Raw genomic sequence first — 20,514 nt, 5'->3', positions numbered from 1 at the left:
CGCTGCTAGCCCACGCCTTCGCGCTTCACGCGTGCCCACAAGCCTTCCTGCTCGTCGAGCGAATACGACGACAACTCCCGGCCTTCGGTCGCGGCGATGGCTTCCATCGCGCGGAAGCGGCGTTCGAACTTCGCGTTCGCACCGCGCAATGCGCGCGATACGTCCACCTTCGCATGACGTGCCAGATTGGCGGCGACAAACAGCACGTCGCCGATTTCGTCGGCGAGGCGCTCTTCGTCGGCGCCGTGTGCGAACTCGTGGCGAACTTCTTCCAATTCCTCCGCGATCTTGTCGAGCACGGGTCGGTAGTCCGGCCAGTCGAAGCCGACGTTTGCCGCGCGCTTCTGCAATTTCACCGCACGCTGCCACTCGGGCAGGCCGCGGGAGATGCCGGCAAGTGCGCTGGTATCGCTGCTTCCCTTCGCTGCGCGCTCTTCCGCCTTGAGGCGGTCCCAGTCGCGCGAACGCGCGCTGTCGCTCTCGTGTGCGGTGTCGCCGAAGACGTGCGGATGGCGACGCACCATCTTGTCGCAGATCGACGCGACGACGTCCTCGAAGGCGAACTGGCCCTGCTCTTCCGCCATGCGCGAATGAAAGACCACTTGCAACAGAAGGTCACCGAGTTCGTCGCGAAGATCGTGCATGTCGCCGCGATCGATGGCATCGGCGACCTCGTACGCTTCCTCGATCGTGTACGGCGCAATGGACGCAAAATCCTGCCGCACATCCCAGGGACACCCGTTCTCGGGATCGCGCAGGCGGGCCATGATCGCGATCAGTTCGTCGACGGTGCGTGTCACGCGGGGTCTTCCGGGTCGATGAGCCGGCGGGTCCAGTCGATCGCCGGATCGCCGCAGGCAATGAATTCGGGATTGATGAGCGAGTCGCGCGTGTTGTAGCGGAAGGGACGGCCGGCAAGATCGAGCACCGCACCGCCTGCTTCTTCGAGCACGCATTGCGCCGCCGCCGTATCCCATTCCGAAGTGGCGCCGAGACGCAGGTAGATGTCGGCATCGCCGCGCGCGAGCACGCAGAACTTCAGCGACGAACCCAGACTGAACGTCTCGTGCTCACCGAGCCGATCGAGCAGCGTCTTCGTGCGGCCGCTGCCATGCGAACGGCTACCGGTCACGCGCAGCACGCCTTCGGCGACGCGGGTACGCAGCGGCTCGCGCGCGTCGTCGAGCGTCCGCTGCCGCCATGCGCCCTGCCCTGCGGCAGCCGCATAGAGATCGCCGGTCACTGGCGCGAGCACCACGCCGAGAATGCTGCGGTGATCTTCCACCAGCGCGATGTTGACGGTGAACTCCCCATTGCGCTTGACGAACTCGCGCGTGCCGTCGAGCGGATCGACCAGCCAGTAGCGGCGCCACGTGCGTCGCTCCGCCCACGGTGCCACCACGGCTTCCTCGGAAATCACCGGGACGTTCGGCGTGAGTTCGCGCAGCGCGTCTTCGATCACGCGTTGCGCGGCGAGGTCTGCGGCAGTGACCGGGGAATTGTCGTCCTTGCAGACGATGTCGAAATCCTGCGCATAGACCGCAAGGATGGCTTCGGCGGCCTGCCGCGCGATCGCGCAGACGGGGTCGAGCAGGCGAGCTGGCGAGACGCTCACGCGGGACGGTAGCGGCCGGCGAGGTACTCGCGGGCCATGAACAGGGCGGCGATGGAGCGACCTTCCGTGACGTCGTCCCGTTCGAGCAGTTCGTGCAGGCGGTCGATACGCCACGGCACGACTTCGAGTTCCTCCGGTTCATCGCCCTCCAGACGCTCGGGATAGAGATCCTCGGCGAGCACGACGTGCGCGAGATGGGTCATGTACGAAGGCGACAGGGACAGCGTGCCGAGAATCTTCAAGTGGCGCGCGCCGTAGCCGACCTCTTCCTTCAGTTCGCGATTCGCGCCCTGTTCGGCCGTCTCGTCGCGGTCCAGCCGGCCCTTGGGCACGCCGAGCTCGTAGCGGTCCACGCCGACGCCATACTCGCGTACCAGCAGCACCGTCTCCGGGTCGCGCATCGCCACGATCAGCACCGCGCCGAAGCCGCTGCCTTTAAGGCGGTGATACGTACGCCGCTCACCGTTGGAAAATTCCAGGTCCACCTCTTCCACGCTACGGAGAGGGCTGTCGGGCGCATCGCGGGTCGCGAGAATCGTGGGCCGTTTGTTCATCCGCCGATTGTAGCGCCGCCGAGCGACGCCCTGAACCGCTCCAGGGCCTGGGCGTGCATGGCGGGCGTACCCGCCAGGACGCTGCGTGTGCGGAGGTCAGGTGCGTTGCCGTCGAGATCGGTGAAGACGCCACCGGCTTCGCGCACGATCACGGCGAGCGCGGCCACGTCCAGGATATTCAGGTCGGACTCGATCACGAGATCGAGCCCGCCACGGGCGAGCAGGTGGTAATGGCAGAAGTCGCCGTACCCGCGGATACGATTGCTGTCGCGGATCATCGCGCCCAGTGCGTCCCAGCGAGCATCCGCCGTCAGACTCTTCACATTGCCGGTGGAAATCGAGGCGTCGCGCATGGCGACGGTCGGGGCCACCTGCACGCGCTGGCCGTCGAGAAACGCACCGCGTCCGCGTACGGCCCACATGCGCTCGTCGTACAGAGGCGCTGACGATACGCCGAGCACCAGTTCGCCCCGATGCATGAGCGCGATCTGCGTGGAAAAAAACGGCGTGCGGCGGACGAAGCTCTTGGTGCCATCGAGCGGGTCCACCAACCAGAGCCACTCGCGCGATACGTCGTCCGCGCCGTATTCCTCACCATAGATGCCGGCCTCGGGCAGCGCAGCGGCGAGGATGCCGCGTATCGCCATCTCCGCCTCGCGATCGGCGACGGTGACGGGTGTGTCGTCGCCCTTCACCACCACGTCCACGCCGGTGCGCCAGTAGTGCAGGATGATCTCCGCGGCGGCGCCAGCCGCTTCGCGCGCGGCACCGAGTGCCTTGTCCAGGATGTCGCTCATGGGTTGATCGTGGGCGCGAGCCCCGCCTTGCGTTGAAGGTTGACGGTACCGTCGCGGCCCATGGGACCGAAACGCGCGATGAGGTGCGAAAGCGCCGTGTCGGCCACGCGCGGCACGAGTCGGCCCTGCATTCGCCAGCCGAGCGGCGATGCGGCGAGCGCCGCATCCGTCGCAAGCGAGCCGGTGCCATCGTCGGCCACGGTGGCGCGAAGCACACCGTCGTCGCTCCGCGCCTTGATGCCGATGTCACCGAGCGCCACGTGACCCTCCGGCGTGCGCACGGCGGCCTTCCGCCAGTCGATGGCCGCATTGAGCGCCAGCGGCCAGTTGCCCTGCCATTCCGCGTGCGGGATCCGGCCTTCCACCACGCCCATCGGCACGAGTTCGGCCGAGAGGGCGGGACCGGCGAGCGCCGCGGCATCGAGGCGGAAGTCGAAGCCGGTCCAGGTCATGCGATCCCCGTCGCCGCGTTCGACGTGGCCCTCGACGCGCCCCGCCCGCCCCTCAAGGTGGAAGTCCAGGCGCAGGCGACCAAGGATCACCCCCCGGCCAAGCTGCCAGTTCAGGGTGCCCAGCTCACGGCCGTCGGCCGTGGCAACGCGCGCCGCGCGGCCATCCCAGAGCGAGCCGGACACGTCGCCGAACACCAGCCCATGCGTGCGCGCGGCAAGGAACGGAACCGCCACGCTTGCGGGCATGAACCAGTAGAACAGGCCAGCGGCCGCCACGAGCAAGGCGACGGCCAGGGCGATCCTGCGAAACCACTTCAAACCATCACCTCGTCTATCATCGGCGGATGACCGATGCCCGTTTTACTGCACTCGACGTCGATACTTTCGTCGCACGCGATCTTTCCGTCCTGTGGCACCCGTGCACCCAGATGCACGACCACGAAACCCTGCCCATGGTACCCGTCGTGGGTGGTGAAGGGGCATGGCTGGTCGGCGCCGACGGACGGCGCTACCTCGACGCGGTCAGCTCCTGGTGGACCAACCTGTTCGGCCACGCCGAACCGCGCATCGGCGCCGCCTTGAAAGACCAGCTGGATCGCCTGGAACATGTAATCTTCGCCGGTTTCACGCATGAGCCGGCGCTGGAACTGGCCGAAGAACTGGTTCGGATCACGCCGCCCGGGCTCGACCGCGTGTTCCTCGCCGATAACGGCTCGGCGGCGATCGAGGTCGCGCTGAAGATGAGCTTCCACTACTGGCTCAATCGCGGCCACGGCGAGAAGACCCGCTTCATCGCCCTGACCGGCAGCTACCACGGCGAAACGCTCGGCGCGCTCTCGGTCAGCGACGTAGCGCTCTACCGCAAGACCTATGCACCGCTGCTGCTCACGCCCGAACTGGCGCCCTCACCCGATGCCTACGAAGGCGAGCCCGGCGAGACCCCCAAAGAGGTTGCGGCGCGGCGCCTCGGCGACATGCGCGCACTGTTGGAACGCCACGCCCACGAGACCTGCGCGGTCATCGTCGAACCGCTGGTGCAGTGCGCCGGCGGCATGCGCATGTACGACGCCTCGTACCTCACCGGCCTGCGCGCCTTGTGCGACGAATTTCAGGTGCATTTCATCGCCGACGAGATCGCCGTGGGCTTCGGTCGCACAGGCACGCTCTTCGCCTGCGAGCAGGCAGGCGTCTCGCCCGATTTCATGTGCCTGTCGAAGGGGCTGACCGGCGGCTTCCTGCCGCTGTCCGCCGTGCTCACCACCCAGGACGTGTATGCGGCGTTCTACGCGGAATATGCCTCCGGCAAGGCCTTTCTCCATTCGCACAGCTACACGGGCAATCCGCTGGCCTGCCGTGCAGCGACGGCCACGTTGAAGATCTTCCGCGACGATCCGGTGATCGAACGCAACCGCAAGCTCGCGGCACACATGGCGGCGCGCATCGCTCCGTTGGCAGCGCATCCGCACGTGGCCGACGTGCGCCAGACTGGCATGATCGCCGCGGTGGAACTGGTGGCCGACAAGGCCACGCGCACGCCGTTTCCTGCGGCCGATCGGCGCGGCTTGCGTGTGTATCGGCACGGTCTTGCGCAGGGCGCGCTGCTGCGCCCGCTGGGCAACGTGGTGTATTTCATGCCGCCCTACGTGGTGAACGAGGCGGAGATCGACTTCATGGTCGATACCGCCATCGCAGGCATCGAAAAGGCTGTCGCCTAGCTGCCGGTCACAGCCGCGACAGCCCGATGGGCAGCGCACCGAGCCGGGCCATTTCTCCTTCGGCGAACATCTCGGGGTGAGCGAGGTAGTCCATCGCAAACGCGTGCGCGTCGGAGCCCCAGAACAGTTCGTCGCCGATCGCGAGCGTGGGCACGCCGTAGACCTGCTGGCGCATGGCTTCCTCGAAGTTGGCCTGCAGAGCGGCCTTCACCTCGGCGGCGGCCAGTGCCGCGTGCAGGTCGTCGATGCCGAGCGATGCCGCCAGGGGCGCGAGGGCCTCGGCCGTGTCCGCCGCGCGTCCGTGGGCCCATATCCATTCGAAGATCGAGCCCACGGCATCCAGTGTGGTCCCCGCGGCGATGCACAGCCGCAAGGCCGGCAGCGGATTGAAAGGATGGGCTGGCGGGAACCGCAGGGGCACGCCGTCGCGCCGCGCACGCCACAGTGCGTAGCGATAGGTGAATTCGCGTTTGCGTGAGATCTCGGCGGGACCGCGCTGGTCCATCTGCTTGAGCAGCGCACCCAACAGGATCGGCCGAAGCGTTACCTCGCGCTTTTCGGCGAGTTCACGAATGGCGGGCCATTGCAGCCAGGAAAACATCGAAACGAAATCGAAGTACCAAGCGATCGGCATGCACGGCCTCCTCCGCGACTTCAGCGACCATAGCCGCCCTCGCCCCTCGCTACAATGGACGTTTCGTGATCTGAGGCACACCATGCGCACCATCCGCATCCATGTCGACGCGCCCCTCGCGACCGGACAGGACGTCGCCCTGCCCGCACAGGCCGGCGAACACGTCGCGCGCGTGCTGCGGCTGGAGGTCGGCGCGCCGGTCGTGCTCTTCGGGGGCCACGACGGCATGGAGTACGACGCGGTGCTCGCCGAGGTGGGCAAGCGTCATGTCGTCGCGAAGGTGGGGGAAGGTCGCGCGGTCGGTAACGAATCGCCCCTGTCGCTCACGCTCGCCCAGGGCGTGGCGCGCGGTGACAAGATGGACTTCATCGTACAGAAGGCGACCGAACTCGGCATCGCGCGCATCGTGCCGTTGCTCACGGAGCGGTCGGAAGTGAAGCTCGATGCGGCACGCGCGGAGAAGCGCCTCGCGCACTGGCGAGCGGTGGCAGCCAGCGCGTGCGAGCAAAGCGGCCGGGCGCGGGTGCCGGTGATCGAACCGGCCGTGCCGCTTGCCGCGTGGCTGACGTCCCTCGGCGAAGGCGGCCCGATGCGCCTGGCACTCCTGCAGGAAGGTGCGCGGCGGCCTGCCGAGCTGGCGCTCCGGGACACGGCGATCCTGGCCATCGGGCCCGAGGGCGGTTTCGGCGAGCGCGACCGTAGCGCCCTGGCGGGCGCCGGGTTTACCGGCTTGAAGCTGGGTCCTCGGATTCTGCGTACCGAAACCGCAGGGCTTGCGGCCATCGCAGCACTGCAGGCGCTCTACGGCGACGTCTGAAGCGGTGGTAGCCACCATGGAGGCGAGACCAACAAAGCGAGGGTATCAGCCACCCTGGTGGCGAAAAGCCAACGAAGCGGTGTAGCAGCGAGGCAAGCTCCCATCGCCAGCAGGCTGGCTCCCACCGGTAATTTCCCACCGCCGCCACGTGCCAAAAGCACGACCGGGGCCCCATAACGGCGAGAAGCCTACGGAGCGATGAGGCGGTGAGGCAGATTTCCCTCGCCGCCATGGCGGCTCCCACAAGGGGAGGCGCGATACCCAGGCAGCGTTGTGGGAGCCGCGGTGAGGCCGACTCCCCTCGCCGCCATGACGGCTCCCACAAGGGGAGGCGCGATACCCAGGCAGCGTTGTGGGAGCCGCGGTGAAGCAGACTCCCCTCGCCGCCATGGCGGCCCCACAGGGGGAGGTGCGATATCCAGGCAGCGTTGTGGGAGCCGCTATAGCGGCGAGAAGCCAACGAAGCGGGGTAGCGGGAGGGGTCAGCCCAGCGCGAGGTCGATCCGCTGCATCACCGCATCGTCGAGCAAGGCCACCGTATCGAGCGCCTTGAGGTTGTCCTCGAGCTGCGCGTTCTTGCTCGCGCCGAGGATGACCGTGGACACGTGGGGATGCTTCAGGCACCACGCCAGCGCTAGACGCGACATCGGGATGCCGAGGTCATCGGCGATCGGCGCCAGCGCACGCACGGTGCGCAAACGCGCACCGTCGTTTTCCAGCAACGCCTCGCGCAGCCAGGCGTAGTCCGGGTGGCCGAGTCGCGAATCGTCGGGCACGCCATCGTTGTACTTGCCCGTCAGCAAGCCTGACGCCAGCGGCGACCAGATCGTGGTGCCCATGCCGTAGCGCTCGTACAAAGGCGCGTATTCCTGTTCCACGCGCTCGCGATGCAGCAGGTTGTATTGCGGCTGTTCCATCGACGGCGCGGTGAGCTGACCCTCGCGAGCGATCTGCTGTGCTTCCTCGATCAGCTCCGCCGGCCATTCGCTGGTGCCCCAGTAGAGCACCTTGCCCTGGCGCACGAGGGTGTCCATCGCCGCCACGGTTTCCGCCACCGGCGTATCGGGATCGGGGCGATGGCAGAAGTACATGTCCAGGTAGTCGACGCGCAGGCGTTCGAGCGCCTGATGGCAGGCATCGAACACGTGCTTGCGCGACAGGCCGCGCTGCGTCGGCTTCGGGTTTTCCACGGCGCCGAAATAAACCTTGCTCGATACGCAGTACGCGTCGCGCGGCAGGCGCAGGTCGGCGATCACGTCGCCCATCAGCCGCTCCGCTTCGCCTGCGTTGTAGGTTTCGGCGTTATCGAAGAAGTTGATGCCATGGTCGTAGGCGAGCGCGATCAGTTCGCGTGCCTGGGATCGTCCTACCTGGCGGCCGAACGTGACCCATGCACCGTAGGACAGTGCGGAGACCTTGAGGCCGGTCGAACCGAGGCGGCGATATTCCATGGATTCCCTCAGGTGGCGAGACGGAGGACGAGGAACAGCACGATGGCGGCAAAGAGGCCAGCGATCGCGTCATCGAGCATGACGCCGAAACCGCCTTTCACGCGACGATCGAACCAGCCGATCGGCCATGGTTTCCAGACATCGAAGAGGCGAAACAACACGAAGCCCGCAAGCACCGCCCACCACGGCGCGAGCAGCGCCGGCAGCAAGGCGATCCATTGGCCGACGAATTCATCCCAGACGAGGCTGCGGTGGTCCGCCACACCGAGGATGCGCCCGGCCACGTCGCACGCCCATACGCCGATGGCGAAGGAGAGCACGATGACGCCAAGCCACGCGGGAACGCTGAGGTCGCGCAGCAGGCACCACGGCAGCAGCGCCGCGAGTGAACCGAACGTGCCCTGAGCCTTGGGCGTGAGGCCCGAGCCGAATCCGCAGGCGAGCCATCCGGCCGGCGATGCGAGCAAGCGACGCCGATCGGCTGGGTCGAGGACGTATTTCGTGCTCATGCGGCGAAGTGGTTCCAGCCGGCGCGTGCCGGTTCGTAGACCTGACCGTGCTCGTCCAACACACGCACGCCGGCGCCTTCGACCACGCGACCAATCCGAGTGGCGCCGCAGCCGAGGCGCGCGAGCGTGGCACCCGCTTCACCCGCGAGATCGGCGGGCACGGTAAAACAGAGTTCGTAGTCATCGCCGCCGCCCAGCGCGAAATCCAGGGCATCGGCGTCGGCAAAGTGCGTGAGCAACGCGGACGAGCGGGGCAGCATGGCCGCCTCCACGTCGACGCCGACACCGCTGGCGGCGCAGATATGCCCGAGGTCGGCAACGAGCCCGTCCGACACGTCGATGCACGCGGTGGCGAGACCACGCAGCGCCTGCCCCGCGGAGACACGCGGGGTCGGCCGATTGAGCCGTTCGACGAGCGCGGCATACGGCGACACATCGGCCTCGGCGAGACAACGCAACCCAGCGGCCGCATCGCCCAGCGTGCCCGTCACCATCACCACGTCGCCCACGCGTGCGCCCGAGCGCAGCAGCGCTTCGCCTGGCGCGGTGAAGCCATGCACGGCGACTGTCACGGTCAGGGGACCGCGGGTGGTATCGCCACCGATCAGCGCGAGGCGATACGGGGTCGCCAACTCGGCGAAGCCACACGCCAGACCATCGAAAAAGGCCGCGTCGGCATCCGGCGTCGTGAGCGCGAGCAAGGCCCAGGCGGGCGTGGCACCCATGGCGGCAAGATCGGAAAGATTGACGGCCAACGCCTTCCAGCCGATATCGGCGGCGGCGGTACCGGCCGGGAAATGAACGCCCTCGACGAGGGTGTCGACGGCGATGGCGAGTTCGCGACCGGCCGGCACGGCGACCACGGCGGCGTCGTCGCCTATGCCTTTCACCACATCGTCGCGATTGACTTCCGTATGCCGGCGAATGCGGTCGATCAGGTCGAATTCCATGCGGTGTCCTTGGCGAAGAAAGCGCGCGGGGTCGCGGCGCCCGGGGAGTCGGGAGGGCTCAGCGAGCCGACCCGACGTCGTCCTCGGTCAGGATCGCTTCTCGGCCGTACGCCAATGTGTCGCGAGTTTGTCGAGCACACCATTCACGTAGCTGTGGCCATGATCGGCACCGAAGCGCCTGGTGGCTTCCACGGCTTCGTTGATGACGACGCGGTACGGCACGTCCGGGCGGTACTTCAACTCGTAGGCGCCCATGCGCAGCGCGGCACGCTCGATGGGATCGATCTGCTCCACTTCGCGATCGACGAACGGTTTGATGCCGTCGTCGAGCTCCTGCACGTGCTGTTCCACGCCACGCAGGATGTCCTCGAAGTATTCGAGGTCGGCCACTTCCATGTCCTGCTCGTGGCGGAACTGATCGATCACGCCGGTCATCTTGCTGCCGCCGACCTGCCAGGCATACAGCGCCTGGAGGGCACGGCGACGGGCGCGCGAGCGCGCGGCCAGGTCGATACCGTGAGGAGGCGTGTTCATACGCCGAGCTTCGCGTAGAGGTTGACCATTTCGATGGCGACCATGGCGGCGTCGGCACCCTTGTTGCCGGCCTTGGTGCCGGCCCGCTCGATCGCCTGCTCGATGCTGTCGGTGGTGAGCACACCGAAGCACACCGGTACGCCGGAGACGTAGGCGGCCTGGCCGAGGCCCTTCGCGGCTTCACCGGCCACGTAGTCGAAGTGCGGCGTCGAGCCACGGATGACCGCGCCGAGGCCGATCACGGCAGCGTAACCGCCGTTGTTCGCAACCTTGTACGCCGCCTGCGCGATTTCCCAGGCACCCGGTACGCGGATGAGGTCGATCGCGTCGTCCTTCACACCGTGGCGGACCAGCGCGTCGCGCGCACCCTGGACCAGGGGCTCGACGACGAACGCGTTGAAACGGCCCGCGACGATCGCGAAGCGGCCCTTGGGAGTGGCGAAATCGCCTTCGATGATCTTCATGCTGGGAAAGTCCTGTGGCGAATCGGCCGCCGCGCGACCGGGTATTTTACGGGGTTTTCGGCCTGGGGTGGCCGCTGAAGCGCAGGACGGCCTGGCCGTCGGCGACGGAAAGGCGGGCTTCGGCGCCAAACGGCAAGGTGAACTTGGCGGGGCCGTGGCCGAACGGCAGGCCGCGTACCAGGGGAATGCCGGCCGCCTGGGCGATGCGATCGAGGGCGATGTCCACGTCGTAGCCGTTGTCGTACTCGGCCACCCGATACCCCGTGAAATCGCCCACCAGCAAAGCCTTCTGCCGACCGAGCACGCCTGCATGCAGCAGGTGGTAGAGCATGCGTTCGACGCGGTAGGGCGGCTCGGCGATGTCCTCGATGAACAGCAGCCCGCCGTCGATCGCGGGGAAATAGGGGGAACCGACGAGGCCGCCGAGCATCGCGAGGTTGCCACCCCACAGCGTGCCCTCGGCGCTCAGGTCCGCCGTTTCGGGTGTCGCCCACTCGGCCGCACCTTCGTCCTGGCCGAGGGTGCGCCAGAAGTGCGCCCAAGTGAGCGCATCAAGCTCGGGCGCGCCGAAGTCGGGACCAAGCATGGGGCCGCCGAAGGTCACGATGCCGCTCTTCGCATACAGCGCACACTGCAGCGCGGTGAAATCGCTGTGCCCCACGAGCGAGACCGGCGCATCGCGCAACCGATCGCCTAGCGCGGCGTAATCGAGCATCGGCAACAGCGGGTGCGCGCCGTAGCCACCGCGAACGGCGAGCACGATGTCAGGCAGCGGGTGCGAGGCATCGCACAACGCCGTGAAGTCGGCGGCACGCTCGGCATCGCTGCCAGCGAAACGCAGCTCGCGACGGTCGAGCACGGCCTTGCCGCTCACGCGATGACCGGCCGCCTCGAGCCGGGCGATGCCGCGATGCATGGCCTCGGGGTTGTGCGGGTAGCCGGAGGGCGCAATCAGGCGGATGTCGTAGCTGGGCATGGAACTCATCCCGCGACCTGCTCCACCACTTCAAGGCCGAAGCCGGCAATGCCGACGAACTTGCGTGGCGTGCCCATCACGCGCAGGCGCGTCACGCCCAGGTCGGCGAGGATCTGTGCGCCGAGGCCAAGCTGACGCCATTCCTGGTCGTCCTTGGGCGCAGGCATGGGTGCGCTCTCCTGTTTCAGCCGCCCCAGCAGCGCCTCGGCCGTGTCGTCGCCCGACAGCACCAGCAGCACGCCGCGATCTTCCGCGTCGATGCGGCGCAGCGCGTCGGTCACGGTCTGGCCGAGATCGTCGCGCTTCAGATGCAGCACATCGGACAACGTATTGCGCATGTGGACGCGGGTCAGCACCGGTTCGCCGTTCAAAACGTCGCCGCGCACCAGGGCGAAGTGAAGGCCGTGGCGGATCGCGTCGCGGAAGGCAACCAGCCGGAACGGACCGAATTCGGTATCCACGTGGTCCTCGAAAACCCGCGTCACGGTCTTTTCCGTTTCGAGGCGATAGCGAATCAGGTCGGCGATCGTGCCGATCTTCAAGCCGTGCTTCGCCGCGAACACTTCGAGTTCCGGACGGCGGGCCATCGAACCGTCGTCGTGGAGAATCTCGATCAATACCGACGCCGGTTCGAGACCGGCCAGCGCAGCGAGATCGCAACCCGCTTCCGTATGACCGGCGCGAGTGAGCACGCCGCCCGGCTGCGCCGTCAGCGGAAAGACGTGGCCCGGCATCGTGATGTCGGCCGGCTGGGCATCCTTCGCGACGGCGACCTGCACGGTGCGCGCGCGATCGTGCGCCGAGATGCCCGTGGTGACGCCTTCGGCGGCTTCGATCGAGACGGTGAAGTTGGTGTGGTACGGCGAGTTGTTGTCGCTGACCATGGGCTTCAGGCCGAGCTGGCGGGTGCGCTGTTCCGTCAGCGTGAGGCAGAGCAGACCGCGCGCTTCGCGCACCATGAAGTTGACGTCTTCCGGCCGCACTTTCTCGGCCGCCATCACGATGTCGCCTTCGTTCTCGCGGTCTTCGTCGTCGAGGATCACGACCATGCGCCCGTTGCGCAGGTCCTCGACGATCTCGGGGATGGTATGGAAAGGCATGGAAGAATGTCCGCTCAGGCGAAGCCGTGCTGTTTCAGGAAAGCCTCGTCGAGGCGCGGGCCGCCGCCAGCGGCGAGCAGGCGTTCGACGTAGCGGGCAACGACGTCCACTTCGATGTTCACCGCATCGCCCGCGCGCCGTGCGGCGAATACCGTATGTGCCACGGTATGGGGGATAAGGTTGACGCCGAAACGTTGACCGTCGACTTCATTCACCGTGAGGCTGGTGCCATCGATGCAGACCGAGCCCTTGTGCGCGATGTAGCGCGCGAGGTCCGCGGGGACTTCGAACGTCCAGCGCTGCGAGCGCGCGTCGGGCAGCACCGAGACGACCTTGCCGGTGCCGTCGACGTGACCGGAAACGAGGTGACCGCCGAGTCGATCGGCCAGGCGCAAGGCCTTTTCGAGATTCACCGGATCGCCCGCCTTGTGCTTGCCGAGCGTGGTGTGCGCCAGGGTCTCGTTGGAAACGTCGGCGGCGAAGTGCGATGCGTCGAACGAGATCACGGTGAGGCACACGCCGGACACCGCGATGCTGTCGCCAAGAGCGACGTCGGCCATGTCGAGATCGGCGGTGTCCACGGTGAGGCGAACGTCGCCACCGCGCGGCTCGAGCCGGGCGATGCGTCCGACCGCCTGAATGATGCCGGTGAACATGTCAGTGGCCTCCCTGGAGGAAGGCGCCATGGCGCTGGTGCTGTTCTTTCATGAAACGTTTCCCGCAGTAGTGAGCGAAAAACGCCCCAAGGCATGGCGACGCCCGCTTGGGGAAGCGAACGTACGCCGTCTTCTTTCATCCGGACTGTGACCGTCGGCTCCGGCATCGCACCGGATCTGCTGACCTCCCGACAAGGGCCGGGAGCGCTCGCGGGCTCGTTCCTCGCGGAACCTACCGCCGGTGGGGAGTCTCACCCCGCCCTGAAGACGCTGTGGAGGGCCGGCTTCCTGGGAAACCAGCCGCGCAAGAATACCACGCCTGCGTCGGCACCCTCGGCCGGCCGGCACAGGCTGGACGCGGCGTTACGGCCGATGACCGGAACGAAGCACCTGATCCATCACCCAACTGGTGCGCGCGCCGCTGCGTGCCGTGGACGGGCAGCGGCCCTTCCCGGTCAACTCGGCCACGATGCTCTCGATGAGCGGTTGCTGGATATGTTCGGGATTCGGGATGGGGATGGTTTCCTGCCGGTTGGCTGCGTCGACGCGGATCGGGCCATCGCCGAAGGTGGCAAAGACCAGCCGCCCGCGGTCGCCCACGATCTCGACGCGGTCTTCGCGACGGTCCGCACCGAACTGCCAGAGACCCGTACCCAGCACGCCACTGCCGAAACGGAACGCCATCGCCACGGAGTCCTCGGCCGGATAGACGTCCATCTGATGGGAGACCATGCCGCGCGCCTCCACGATGGGGCCGAGCAGGAAATCGAGGATATCCAGCGTGTGGCAGCCGATGTCGACGAAGATGCCGCCACCGGATATCTCCGGAAGCACCGTCCACGGCAAGTTGGCCGGATCGCGATAACGCGCCTCCAGCGGATGGTGCAGCAGCACCTGGACGAGCCGCGGTGTGCCGATCGTGCCGTCCGCCAGCAGTTCCGCGATGCGCCGGAAGCGCGGCAGCATGCGCCGATAGTAGGCCACGAAGACCGGCACGCCCGCCGCTTCGCCTGCAGCGATGATGTCCTCGCATTCGGCGTGATCGAGCGCCATCGGCTTCTCGACGTAGACGGGCTTGCCGGCGGCGATCGCCATCAAGGCATATTCGCGATGACTGGACGGCGGCGTGGCGACGTACACCGCATCCACCTCGGGATCGTGGATCAATGCAGCCGCATCGTCGTACCAGCGCGGTACACCATGGCGCTGCGCGTAATCCTTCGCCTTGGCGCCATCGCGACGCATCACCGCGACGAGCGACGAATCGGGGACTTTCGAAAAGGCAGGACCGCTCTTGACCTCGGTGACCGCGCCGCAACCGACGATGCCCCAGCGAACGTGGGCGAGGCGCCCGTTCACGCCGCCTCGTGCTTCGCGGCAGCCGGGCGCAATTGCAGGCGCGTGTCGTCGCCGACCTGGCGGCGGTCCACCGTGTCGAGCTTCCAGCGCGACGCCATGTCGTCCAGCGGCGGCAGGGTGAGCATCGGGCGGCCCGTATGACCGAGCAGGATCGGCGCCACGTAGACGAGCAGTTCGTCGGCCAGCCCGGCCGCCAGCAGCGCGCCGCACAGCACCGGACCGGCTTCCACGTGCACTTCATTGACGTCGCGTTGCGCGAGCCAGTGCAGCGCGGCGCGCAGGTCCAATCTACCGTCGTCGCCACGACGAATGGACGCATGCGCGACATTAGCAAGCGAGGCGGGCACTGCCACATCCGGCGCGTGCAACAGCACGCTCGGCGCCGCATCGTCGAGGACCTTCGCATTTGCCGGCGTGCGCAGCGAGGTATCGAGAACCACGCGCAGCGGCGGCACGTAGGGCTCGTTGTCCGGCAGGCGCACGGACAGGTGCGGATCGTCCGCCAGTACCGTGCCACTCGCCGAGAGAATGGCCGAGGCCCGTGCGCGCCAGCGCTGTACGTCGGCACGCGCGGCTTCGCCCGTGATCCACTTCGACGCGCCGTCCGCGAGCGCGGTGCGACCATCGAGACTCATCGCGAGCTTCACGCGTACCCAGGGGCGACCGCGCTGGATACGGCTGAAGAAGCCGATGTTCAGCTCGTGCGCCGCGTCGCGCATCAGGCCCACCTGCACCCCGATACCCGCAGCGCGAAGCTTCTCGATGCCGGCGCCGGCCACCTTGTCGAACGGGTCTTCGTGCGCGATCACCACACGCCCCACGCCAGCAGCGATCAACGCATCGGCACAAGGCGGCGTGCGACCGAAGTGTGCGCAAGGCTCGAGCGTCACGTAGGCGGTGGCACCGCGCGCCGTGTCCCCCGCTTCACGTAACGCGTACACCTCCGCATGCGGCTCACCGGCACGCTGGTGCCAGCCGGTACCAAGCACCGTATCGCCACGAGCAATGACGCAGCCGACGCGGGGATTCGGTTGGGTGGTATGCAGTCCGCGCGCAGCAAGACGCAACGCATGCGCCATATGGACATGGTCCATGGCGGGAAAGAATGGGCGGGACATCAGGGCTTGCGGCCGCGCCGTGCCGCTTCCAGCAGAGGCAGTTGGAGGCCCTCCAGCGACGGCAGGTCGCGCTCCAGCTTCTCGATCTCCTCGCGGAACGCATGGACGTCCTCGAAGCGTCGATAGACCGACGCGAATCGCACGTAGGCCACCTGGTCGAGCTTCTTCAGCTCGCGCATCACCAGCTCGCCGACCTGGCGCGAGGGCACCTCGCGCTCGCCGCTGCGACGCAGGTCGTTGGTGACGGCGCGCACGGCCGTATCCACCGCGTCGCTCGCCACCGGCCGCTTCTGCAGAGCGCGCTCGAAGCTCACGCGCAGCTTATGTTCGTCGAACGGTTCGCGACGGTCGCCCGACTTCACCACCGTGGGCAGTTTCAGTTCGGCGGTTTCGAACGTGTTGAAGCGCTCGCCGCACTGCGGGCATTCACGACGCCGACGCACCGTGCTCCCGTCTTCTGTAAGACGGGAGTCGATCACGCGCGTGTCTTCATGCTGGCAGAACGGACAGTGCATCGATCAGCCGTACACCGGGAACTTGGCGCACTGTGCGGTCACCTTCTCGCGCACCGCGGCGATCACGCTTTCGTCGCCCGGCGCATCGAGCACGTCGCAGATCCAGTGTGCAAGTTCCACCGTGTCGGCTTCCTTGTAGCCGCGCGTGGTGATCGCAGGCGTACCGACGCGCAGGCCGGAGGTCACGAAGGGCGAGCGCGGGTCGTTGGGAACCGCGTTCTTGTTCACGGTGATGTGTGCCTTGCCGAGCGCCGCTTCCGCGTCCTTGCCGGTGACGTCGCGGCCGATGAGGTCGATCAGCATCAGGTGGTTTTCGGTGCCGCCGGAAACGATCTTGTAGCCACGATCCATCAGCGTCTTGGCCATGGCCTTCGCGTTCTTCACCACCTGCTTCTGGTACTCGGTGAACGCCGGCTCCAGCGCTTCCTTGAAGGCGACAGCCTTGGCGGCGATCACGTGCATCAACGGGCCGCCCTGGATACCCGGGAAGACCACCGACTGCATTTTCTTCTCGAGTTCTTCGCCCAGCCCCTTCGCGACGATGATGCCGCCGCGCGGGCCGCGCAGCGTCTTGTGCGTGGTGGAGGTGACGACGTGCGCGTGGTCGATGGGGTTCGGATACACGCCCGCAGCGACGAGACCGGCGATGTGCGCCATGTCCACGAACAGATAGGCACCGACCTTGTCGGCAATGGTGCGAAAACGCGCCCAGTCGAGCACCTGCGAATACGCGGAGAAGCCTGCCACGATCATCTTCGGCTTGTGCTCGACCGCCAGTCGCTCGACTTCGTCGTAGTTCACCAGACCGGTGTCGGGATCGATGCCGTACTGCACGGCGTTGAAGATCTTGCCGGAGAGATTGACCTTGGCGCCGTGGGTGAGATGGCCGCCGTGCGCGAGGCTCATGCCCAGGATCGTGTCGCCCGGCTGCAGCAACGCGAAGTAGACCGCCTGGTTCGCCTGCGAACCGGAATGCGGCTGGACGTTTGCGTAGTCGGCGCCAAACAGTTTCTTGAGGCGTTCGATGGCCAGCCGCTCGGCGACGTCCACGAATTCGCAACCGCCGTAGTAACGCTTGCCCGGGTAGCCCTCGGCGTACTTGTTCGTGAGCGAAGACCCCTGGGCCTCCATCACGCGCGGGCTTGCGTAGTTCTCCGAGGCGATCAGCTCGACGTGATCTTCCTGGCGACGGGACTCGTCGGCGATGGCCTTGGCGAGTTCGTCGTCGTAGCCGGCGATCGTTGCATCCTTCGGGAACATCTCGACCTCGTGGGAACGGGTGGGGAAAGAAGACCGAAAGTGTAGCGTGCAGCGGGGTTTACGGCCACTGCCGGGGTTTCTCACCGCCCTGGGCCGACCACGCAGCGGCGGCCGCCCACAGGCACGAACAGGAAGGCCCTACGGGCTTCGCCCTCGACCCTGGGTAAGGTTCGCCGCCGGACCGATGGGGTCCGACATCGAAAGGATTCGACCGTGAAGCTCCGCAATAGCATCCTCGCCACCGCCCTGTGCCTGTCATTCGCCACTGGCTCACCGACCGCTCACGCCTCCGCAGACGACCTGGCGTCCTTCGACGCCCAGATAGCCAGGGGGCTGCCGACGCGCGTGTGCCTGCCGACGTCCAAGAGCGGCCAGCGGTGCGCGACCGTCACACAGCGCCTGTACAGCCAGATCGATACCCCGCAAGGCGGTTCCGCCAGGCTCTTCGAAGCGACGGTGAATGGCCGGCCGGCGCTGATCGTGCGCACCGACACGGGTCTGGACCTCGTCGGGGCCGATGAACATGAGCCCGTCATGACGCTCGCCGACGCAACCGATGCGCTCCCTGCAACCGGCGAAGCCCTGCCGGCCCCGGTCGCTCTGACGAACGCGACCGCGTACACCGTATTCGAGTCGGATGCCGACGCCGCGCCCGAAGACGCGATCCACATCTGGATCTTCCTGCACGACACCGCGGGCGAAAATGACCACGCCAAGTTCCTGAACCGCTACGTCGACTGGTGGATCAAGGACATGGAAAAGACCATCAAGCCGGGCATGCCGGTTCGAGTGAGCGTGCGCGACCACGTGCCGGGGATCACCGACCTGAACTACGACGAGGGCCAAGACTTCGAGCGCATGCTGGACATAGCCCAGCGCGGCGCGAAATTCGCCCGATCCGAGGGCGCGGCCATCACCCGCCTGACGAAATTCGTCCTGTTCGTGGACCGGCCGCCGGCCAACTGGCCGTCGAACAGGCTGGGGGCCGCGGTGGAGAAATTCGGGGTGTCGATCGTGAGCAACCGGGGGCACCGGCATGTCTTCGCCCACGAAATGGGCCACCTTTTTGGCGCCACCCACGAGGCCGCCGAGGATCGTTTCTGGTGCATCACGAACATGAAGGACAGCCTGTTCGCCCGGATTCCGTGCTGGTACTACTCCGGAGCCAATGACGAGTACATCCGTCGCTACATAGCGGCCAACCGGCGAAAGTGACGACCCTGCAGGACGGCGCCGTCAACCCGCTATAATTGGCTTTTGCCCATCGGCGCGCGGCGCCGGCGCGCGTCCCATCCCCTCGGAGCGTCCATGCAATACATCTACACCATGAACGGGGTGAGCAAGATCGTCCCCCCGAAGCGCCAGATCATCAAGGACATCTCGCTGTCGTTCTTCCCCGGCGCCAAGATCGGCCTGCTCGGCCTGAACGGCGCGGGCAAGTCCACGGTGCTGCGGATCATGGCCGGCGTCGACAAGGACTTCCAGGGCGAAGCCCGCGCCAACCCCGGCACCAAGATCGGCTACCTCGCGCAGGAGCCGGATCTCGACCCGGAGAAGACCGTCCGCGAAGCCGTCGAGGAAGGCGTATCGGAAGTGCTCGACGCCCAGAAGCGGCTGGAAGAGGTTTACGCGGCCTACGCCGAGGAAGGCGCCGACTTCGACGCCCTGGCGAAGGAGCAGGAACGCCTTGAGGGCGTTCTGGCCGCCAACGATGCCCACGCCCTGGAACGCCAGCTGGAAGTCGCGGCCGACGCCCTGCGCCTGCCGCCATGGGACGCCAAGATCGGGCCGCTGTCGGGCGGCGAGAAACGCCGCGTGGCGCTGTGCCGCCTGTTGCTGTCCAAGCCCGACATGCTCCTCCTCGACGAGCCCACCAACCATCTGGACGCCGAATCGGTGGACTGGCTGGAAACCTTCCTTCACGACTACCCCGGCACGGTGGTCGCGGTCACCCATGACCGCTACTTCCTCGACAACGCCGCCGAATGGATTCTCGAGCTGGATCGCGGCCGCGGCATTCCCTGGAAGGGCAACTACACCGAGTGGCTCGTGCAGAAGGACGAGCGCCTGAAGCAGGAAGCCCAGCAGGAGAAGTCGCGCCAGAAGGCCATCCAGAAGGAACTGGAATGGGTGCGCTCCGCATCGAAGGGCCGCCAGTCGAAGGGCAAGGCGCGTCTCAACCGATTCGAGGAACTCAACTCGGTCGAGTACCAGCGCCGTAACGAAACGAACGAGATCTTCATCCCGCCGGGCGAGCGCCTGGGCCAGGAAGTGATCGAGTTCAAGAGCGTCACCAAGTCCTTCGGCGACCGCGTGCTGATCGAAGACCTGTCGTTCAAGATTCCGCCCGGCGCCATCGTCGGCGTGATCGGTCCGAACGGCGCCGGTAAGTCCACGCTCATGAAGATGATCATGGGCAAGGAAACCCCGGACAGCGGCGAGGTGAAGCTCGGCCACACGGTCAAGCTGGCCTACGTCGACCAGTCGCGCGATGCGCTCGACCCGAAGAACAACGTCTGGCAGGAAGTGTCGGGCGGCTCGGACATCCTCACCATCGGCAACTTCGAGATCCAGTCGCGTGCCTATATCGGCCGCTTCAACTTCAAGGGCACCGACCAGCAGAAGATCGTGGGTCAGTTGTCCGGCGGTGAGCGTGGCCGTCTGCACATGGCGAAGACTCTTCTGCAGGGCGGCAACGTGCTGCTGCTCGACGAACCGTCGAACGATCTGGACGTCGAAACGCTGCGCGCGCTGGAAGATGCCTTGCTGGAGTTCCCTGGCTGCGCGGTGGTCATCTCGCATGACCGCTGGTTCCTCGACCGCATCGCCACGCACATCATCGCGTTCGAAGGCGATTCGCACGTCGAGTTCTTCCCCGGCAACTACAACGAGTACGAAGCCGACAAGAAGCGCCGCCTGGGCGACGAGGCCGGTCCGAAGCGCGTGAAGTACAAGAAGCTGGTCTGACCCGGAACTGTGGGAGCCGCCATGGCGGCGAGAAGCCAACGAAGCAATGATGCGGCGAGGGCTGGTCCCTC

23 protein-coding genes and 1 riboswitch are annotated in these 20,514 nt (G+C 66.7%); of the genes, 5 read left to right on the top strand and 18 right to left on the bottom strand.

The features are described 5' to 3' along the window. Positions 1-5: 5 nt before the first annotated feature. From mazG to gspN, 5 genes are read right to left on the bottom strand one after another with little or no spacing between them, the layout of a single operon-like run. The gene (gene mazG / locus BT115_RS11330) at positions 6-800 is read right to left on the bottom strand and encodes a nucleoside triphosphate pyrophosphohydrolase (protein ID WP_143144539.1); all 795 of its coding nucleotides are present in this window, start codon (positions 798-800) and stop codon (positions 6-8) included. After that, on the bottom strand, positions 797-1,615 hold the full coding sequence (gene cysQ, locus BT115_RS11325) for a 3'(2'),5'-bisphosphate nucleotidase CysQ (protein WP_072322711.1): 819 nt from the start codon (positions 1,613-1,615) through the stop codon (positions 797-799). Before cysQ ends, mazG begins: the two co-directional genes overlap by 4 nt. Beyond that, the gene (gene nudE / locus BT115_RS11320) at positions 1,612-2,169 is read right to left on the bottom strand and encodes an ADP compounds hydrolase NudE (RefSeq protein WP_072322710.1); all 558 of its coding nucleotides are present in this window, start codon (positions 2,167-2,169) and stop codon (positions 1,612-1,614) included. The genes cysQ and nudE overlap by 4 nt, the downstream gene beginning before the upstream one ends. Then, positions 2,166-2,966 (bottom strand): inositol monophosphatase family protein, encoded by an 801-nt coding sequence (locus BT115_RS11315; RefSeq protein ID WP_072322709.1) that lies wholly within the window; start codon positions 2,964-2,966, stop codon positions 2,166-2,168. The genes nudE and BT115_RS11315 overlap by 4 nt, the downstream gene beginning before the upstream one ends. Then, entirely contained in the window at positions 2,963-3,736 is a 774-nt protein-coding gene (gene gspN / locus BT115_RS11310) for a type II secretion system protein N (protein ID WP_072322708.1), read from the bottom strand. The genes BT115_RS11315 and gspN overlap by 4 nt, the downstream gene beginning before the upstream one ends. A 26-nt stretch (positions 3,737-3,762) precedes the next feature. Here gspN and BT115_RS11305 point away from each other — a divergent pair, with 26 nt between their 5' ends. Continuing rightward, entirely contained in the window at positions 3,763-5,133 is a 1,371-nt protein-coding gene (locus BT115_RS11305; RefSeq protein WP_072322707.1) for an adenosylmethionine--8-amino-7-oxononanoate transaminase, read from the top strand. A 7-nt stretch (positions 5,134-5,140) separates the two neighbouring features. Here BT115_RS11305 and BT115_RS11300 read toward each other — a convergent pair whose 3' ends face one another. Then, a complete protein-coding gene (locus BT115_RS11300; protein ID WP_072322706.1) occupies positions 5,141-5,767 on the bottom strand; it encodes a 2-hydroxychromene-2-carboxylate isomerase in 627 nt (208 codons plus the stop codon). 82 nt (positions 5,768-5,849) lie between these two features. Here BT115_RS11300 and BT115_RS11295 point away from each other — a divergent pair, with 82 nt between their 5' ends. After that, positions 5,850-6,584 carry a 16S rRNA (uracil(1498)-N(3))-methyltransferase gene (locus BT115_RS11295; RefSeq protein ID WP_072322705.1) on the top strand — a complete coding sequence of 245 codons (735 nt, stop codon included), beginning with the start codon at positions 5,850-5,852 and terminating at the stop codon, positions 6,582-6,584. A gap of 482 nt (positions 6,585-7,066) precedes the next feature. Here BT115_RS11295 and BT115_RS11290 read toward each other — a convergent pair whose 3' ends face one another. The 8 genes from BT115_RS11290 to BT115_RS11255 all read right to left on the bottom strand — a co-directional run bounded on the left by BT115_RS11290 (position 7,067) and on the right by BT115_RS11255 (position 13,224). Beyond that, complete coding sequence (locus BT115_RS11290; RefSeq protein WP_072322704.1) at positions 7,067-8,035, bottom strand: potassium channel beta subunit family protein; 969 nt, start codon at positions 8,033-8,035, stop codon at positions 7,067-7,069. An 8-nt stretch (positions 8,036-8,043) separates the two neighbouring features. After that, positions 8,044-8,544 carry a phosphatidylglycerophosphatase A family protein gene (locus tag BT115_RS11285; RefSeq protein ID WP_072322703.1) on the bottom strand — a complete coding sequence of 167 codons (501 nt, stop codon included), beginning with the start codon at positions 8,542-8,544 and terminating at the stop codon, positions 8,044-8,046. Further along, positions 8,541-9,494: a thiamine-phosphate kinase gene (gene thiL, locus BT115_RS11280; protein WP_072322702.1), complete on the bottom strand. Its 954-nt coding sequence runs from the start codon at positions 9,492-9,494 to the stop codon at positions 8,541-8,543. The genes BT115_RS11285 and thiL overlap by 4 nt, the downstream gene beginning before the upstream one ends. Before the next feature lie 87 nt (positions 9,495-9,581). Continuing rightward, positions 9,582-10,028: a transcription antitermination factor NusB gene (gene nusB, locus BT115_RS11275; RefSeq protein ID WP_072322701.1), complete on the bottom strand. Its 447-nt coding sequence runs from the start codon at positions 10,026-10,028 to the stop codon at positions 9,582-9,584. Continuing rightward, positions 10,025-10,492 (bottom strand): 6,7-dimethyl-8-ribityllumazine synthase, encoded by a 468-nt coding sequence (gene ribE, locus BT115_RS11270; protein WP_072322700.1) that lies wholly within the window; start codon positions 10,490-10,492, stop codon positions 10,025-10,027. Before ribE ends, nusB begins: the two co-directional genes overlap by 4 nt. Positions 10,493-10,538: 46 nt before the next feature. Continuing rightward, positions 10,539-11,468: a muramoyltetrapeptide carboxypeptidase gene (gene ldcA, locus BT115_RS11265; RefSeq protein ID WP_072323173.1), complete on the bottom strand. Its 930-nt coding sequence runs from the start codon at positions 11,466-11,468 to the stop codon at positions 10,539-10,541. A 5-nt stretch (positions 11,469-11,473) separates the two neighbouring features. Then, positions 11,474-12,568, bottom strand: a complete 1,095-nt coding sequence (gene ribBA / locus BT115_RS11260) for a bifunctional 3,4-dihydroxy-2-butanone-4-phosphate synthase/GTP cyclohydrolase II (protein ID WP_072322699.1) — start codon at positions 12,566-12,568, stop codon at positions 11,474-11,476. 14 nt (positions 12,569-12,582) lie between these two features. Then, a complete protein-coding gene (locus BT115_RS11255) occupies positions 12,583-13,224 on the bottom strand; it encodes a riboflavin synthase (protein ID WP_072322698.1) in 642 nt (213 codons plus the stop codon). A gap of 28 nt (positions 13,225-13,252) precedes the next feature. Here BT115_RS11255 and BT115_RS18950 point away from each other — a divergent pair, with 28 nt between their 5' ends. Continuing rightward, on the top strand, positions 13,253-13,375 hold the full coding sequence (locus BT115_RS18950; RefSeq protein ID WP_255369407.1) for a hypothetical protein: 123 nt from the start codon (positions 13,253-13,255) through the stop codon (positions 13,373-13,375). Next, a riboswitch (FMN riboswitch) is annotated at positions 13,349-13,497 on the bottom strand. (Overlaps the previous gene by 27 nt.) 90 nt (positions 13,498-13,587) lie before the next feature. On the opposite strand, the gene BT115_RS11250 is transcribed toward BT115_RS18950, so the two are convergent. Genes BT115_RS11250 through glyA form a run of 4 tightly spaced genes read right to left on the bottom strand, consistent with a single transcriptional unit; the run spans position 13,588 to position 17,476 of the window. Further along, positions 13,588-14,583 carry a Gfo/Idh/MocA family protein gene (locus BT115_RS11250; RefSeq protein WP_072322697.1) on the bottom strand — a complete coding sequence of 332 codons (996 nt, stop codon included), beginning with the start codon at positions 14,581-14,583 and terminating at the stop codon, positions 13,588-13,590. Then, positions 14,580-15,662 (bottom strand): bifunctional diaminohydroxyphosphoribosylaminopyrimidine deaminase/5-amino-6-(5-phosphoribosylamino)uracil reductase RibD, encoded by a 1,083-nt coding sequence (ribD, locus tag BT115_RS11245; protein ID WP_072322696.1) that lies wholly within the window; start codon positions 15,660-15,662, stop codon positions 14,580-14,582. Before ribD ends, BT115_RS11250 begins: the two co-directional genes overlap by 4 nt. A gap of 38 nt (positions 15,663-15,700) precedes the next feature. Then, on the bottom strand, positions 15,701-16,216 hold the full coding sequence (nrdR, locus tag BT115_RS11240; protein WP_072322695.1) for a transcriptional regulator NrdR: 516 nt from the start codon (positions 16,214-16,216) through the stop codon (positions 15,701-15,703). A 3-nt stretch (positions 16,217-16,219) separates the two neighbouring features. Next, the gene (glyA, locus tag BT115_RS11235; RefSeq protein ID WP_072322694.1) at positions 16,220-17,476 is read right to left on the bottom strand and encodes a serine hydroxymethyltransferase; all 1,257 of its coding nucleotides are present in this window, start codon (positions 17,474-17,476) and stop codon (positions 16,220-16,222) included. 213 nt (positions 17,477-17,689) lie between these two features. Here glyA and BT115_RS11230 point away from each other — a divergent pair, with 213 nt between their 5' ends. Further along, positions 17,690-18,691 carry a M12 family metallo-peptidase gene (locus BT115_RS11230; RefSeq protein WP_072322693.1) on the top strand — a complete coding sequence of 334 codons (1,002 nt, stop codon included), beginning with the start codon at positions 17,690-17,692 and terminating at the stop codon, positions 18,689-18,691. Between the two features lie 93 nt (positions 18,692-18,784). Further along, the gene (gene ettA, locus BT115_RS11225; RefSeq protein WP_072322692.1) at positions 18,785-20,443 is read left to right on the top strand and encodes an energy-dependent translational throttle protein EttA; all 1,659 of its coding nucleotides are present in this window, start codon (positions 18,785-18,787) and stop codon (positions 20,441-20,443) included. Positions 20,444-20,514 lie beyond the last annotated feature (71 nt).

This window comes from Luteibacter sp. UNCMF366Tsu5.1, from assembly GCF_900119235.1.
Classification (GTDB): domain Bacteria; phylum Pseudomonadota; class Gammaproteobacteria; order Xanthomonadales; family Rhodanobacteraceae; genus Luteibacter; species Luteibacter flocculans.
This window is presented reverse-complemented; position numbering and strand designations above follow the sequence as displayed.

Bases quoted from the DNA above. Each gene is read 5' to 3' on its own strand.
- nudE (WP_072322710.1), bottom strand. From the start codon at position 2,169: ATGAACAAACGGCCCACGATTCTCGCGACCCGCGATGCGCCCGACAGC.
- BT115_RS11315 (WP_072322709.1), bottom strand. From the start codon at position 2,966: ATGAGCGACATCCTGGACAAGGCACTCGGTGCCGCGCGCGAAGCGGCT.
- BT115_RS11305 (WP_072322707.1), top strand. From the start codon at position 3,763: ATGACCGATGCCCGTTTTACTGCACTCGACGTCGATACTTTCGTCGCA.
- BT115_RS11300 (WP_072322706.1), bottom strand. From the start codon at position 5,767: ATGCCGATCGCTTGGTACTTCGATTTCGTTTCGATGTTTTCCTGGCTG.
- BT115_RS11295 (WP_072322705.1), top strand. From the start codon at position 5,850: ATGCGCACCATCCGCATCCATGTCGACGCGCCCCTCGCGACCGGACAG.
- BT115_RS11290 (WP_072322704.1), bottom strand. From the start codon at position 8,035: ATGGAATATCGCCGCCTCGGTTCGACCGGCCTCAAGGTCTCCGCACTG.
- BT115_RS11285 (WP_072322703.1), bottom strand. From the start codon at position 8,544: ATGAGCACGAAATACGTCCTCGACCCAGCCGATCGGCGTCGCTTGCTC.
- thiL (WP_072322702.1), bottom strand. From the start codon at position 9,494: ATGGAATTCGACCTGATCGACCGCATTCGCCGGCATACGGAAGTCAAT.
- nusB (WP_072322701.1), bottom strand. From the start codon at position 10,028: ATGAACACGCCTCCTCACGGTATCGACCTGGCCGCGCGCTCGCGCGCC.
- ribE (WP_072322700.1), bottom strand. From the start codon at position 10,492: ATGAAGATCATCGAAGGCGATTTCGCCACTCCCAAGGGCCGCTTCGCG.
- ldcA (WP_072323173.1), bottom strand. From the start codon at position 11,468: ATGCCCAGCTACGACATCCGCCTGATTGCGCCCTCCGGCTACCCGCAC.
- ribBA (WP_072322699.1), bottom strand. From the start codon at position 12,568: ATGCCTTTCCATACCATCCCCGAGATCGTCGAGGACCTGCGCAACGGG.
- BT115_RS11255 (WP_072322698.1), bottom strand. From the start codon at position 13,224: ATGTTCACCGGCATCATTCAGGCGGTCGGACGCATCGCCCGGCTCGAG.
- BT115_RS18950 (WP_255369407.1), top strand. From the start codon at position 13,253: ATGGCGCTGGTGCTGTTCTTTCATGAAACGTTTCCCGCAGTAGTGAGC.
- ribD (WP_072322696.1), bottom strand. From the start codon at position 15,662: ATGGCGCATGCGTTGCGTCTTGCTGCGCGCGGACTGCATACCACCCAA.
- nrdR (WP_072322695.1), bottom strand. From the start codon at position 16,216: ATGCACTGTCCGTTCTGCCAGCATGAAGACACGCGCGTGATCGACTCC.
- glyA (WP_072322694.1), bottom strand. From the start codon at position 17,476: ATGTTCCCGAAGGATGCAACGATCGCCGGCTACGACGACGAACTCGCC.
- ettA (WP_072322692.1), top strand. From the start codon at position 18,785: ATGCAATACATCTACACCATGAACGGGGTGAGCAAGATCGTCCCCCCG.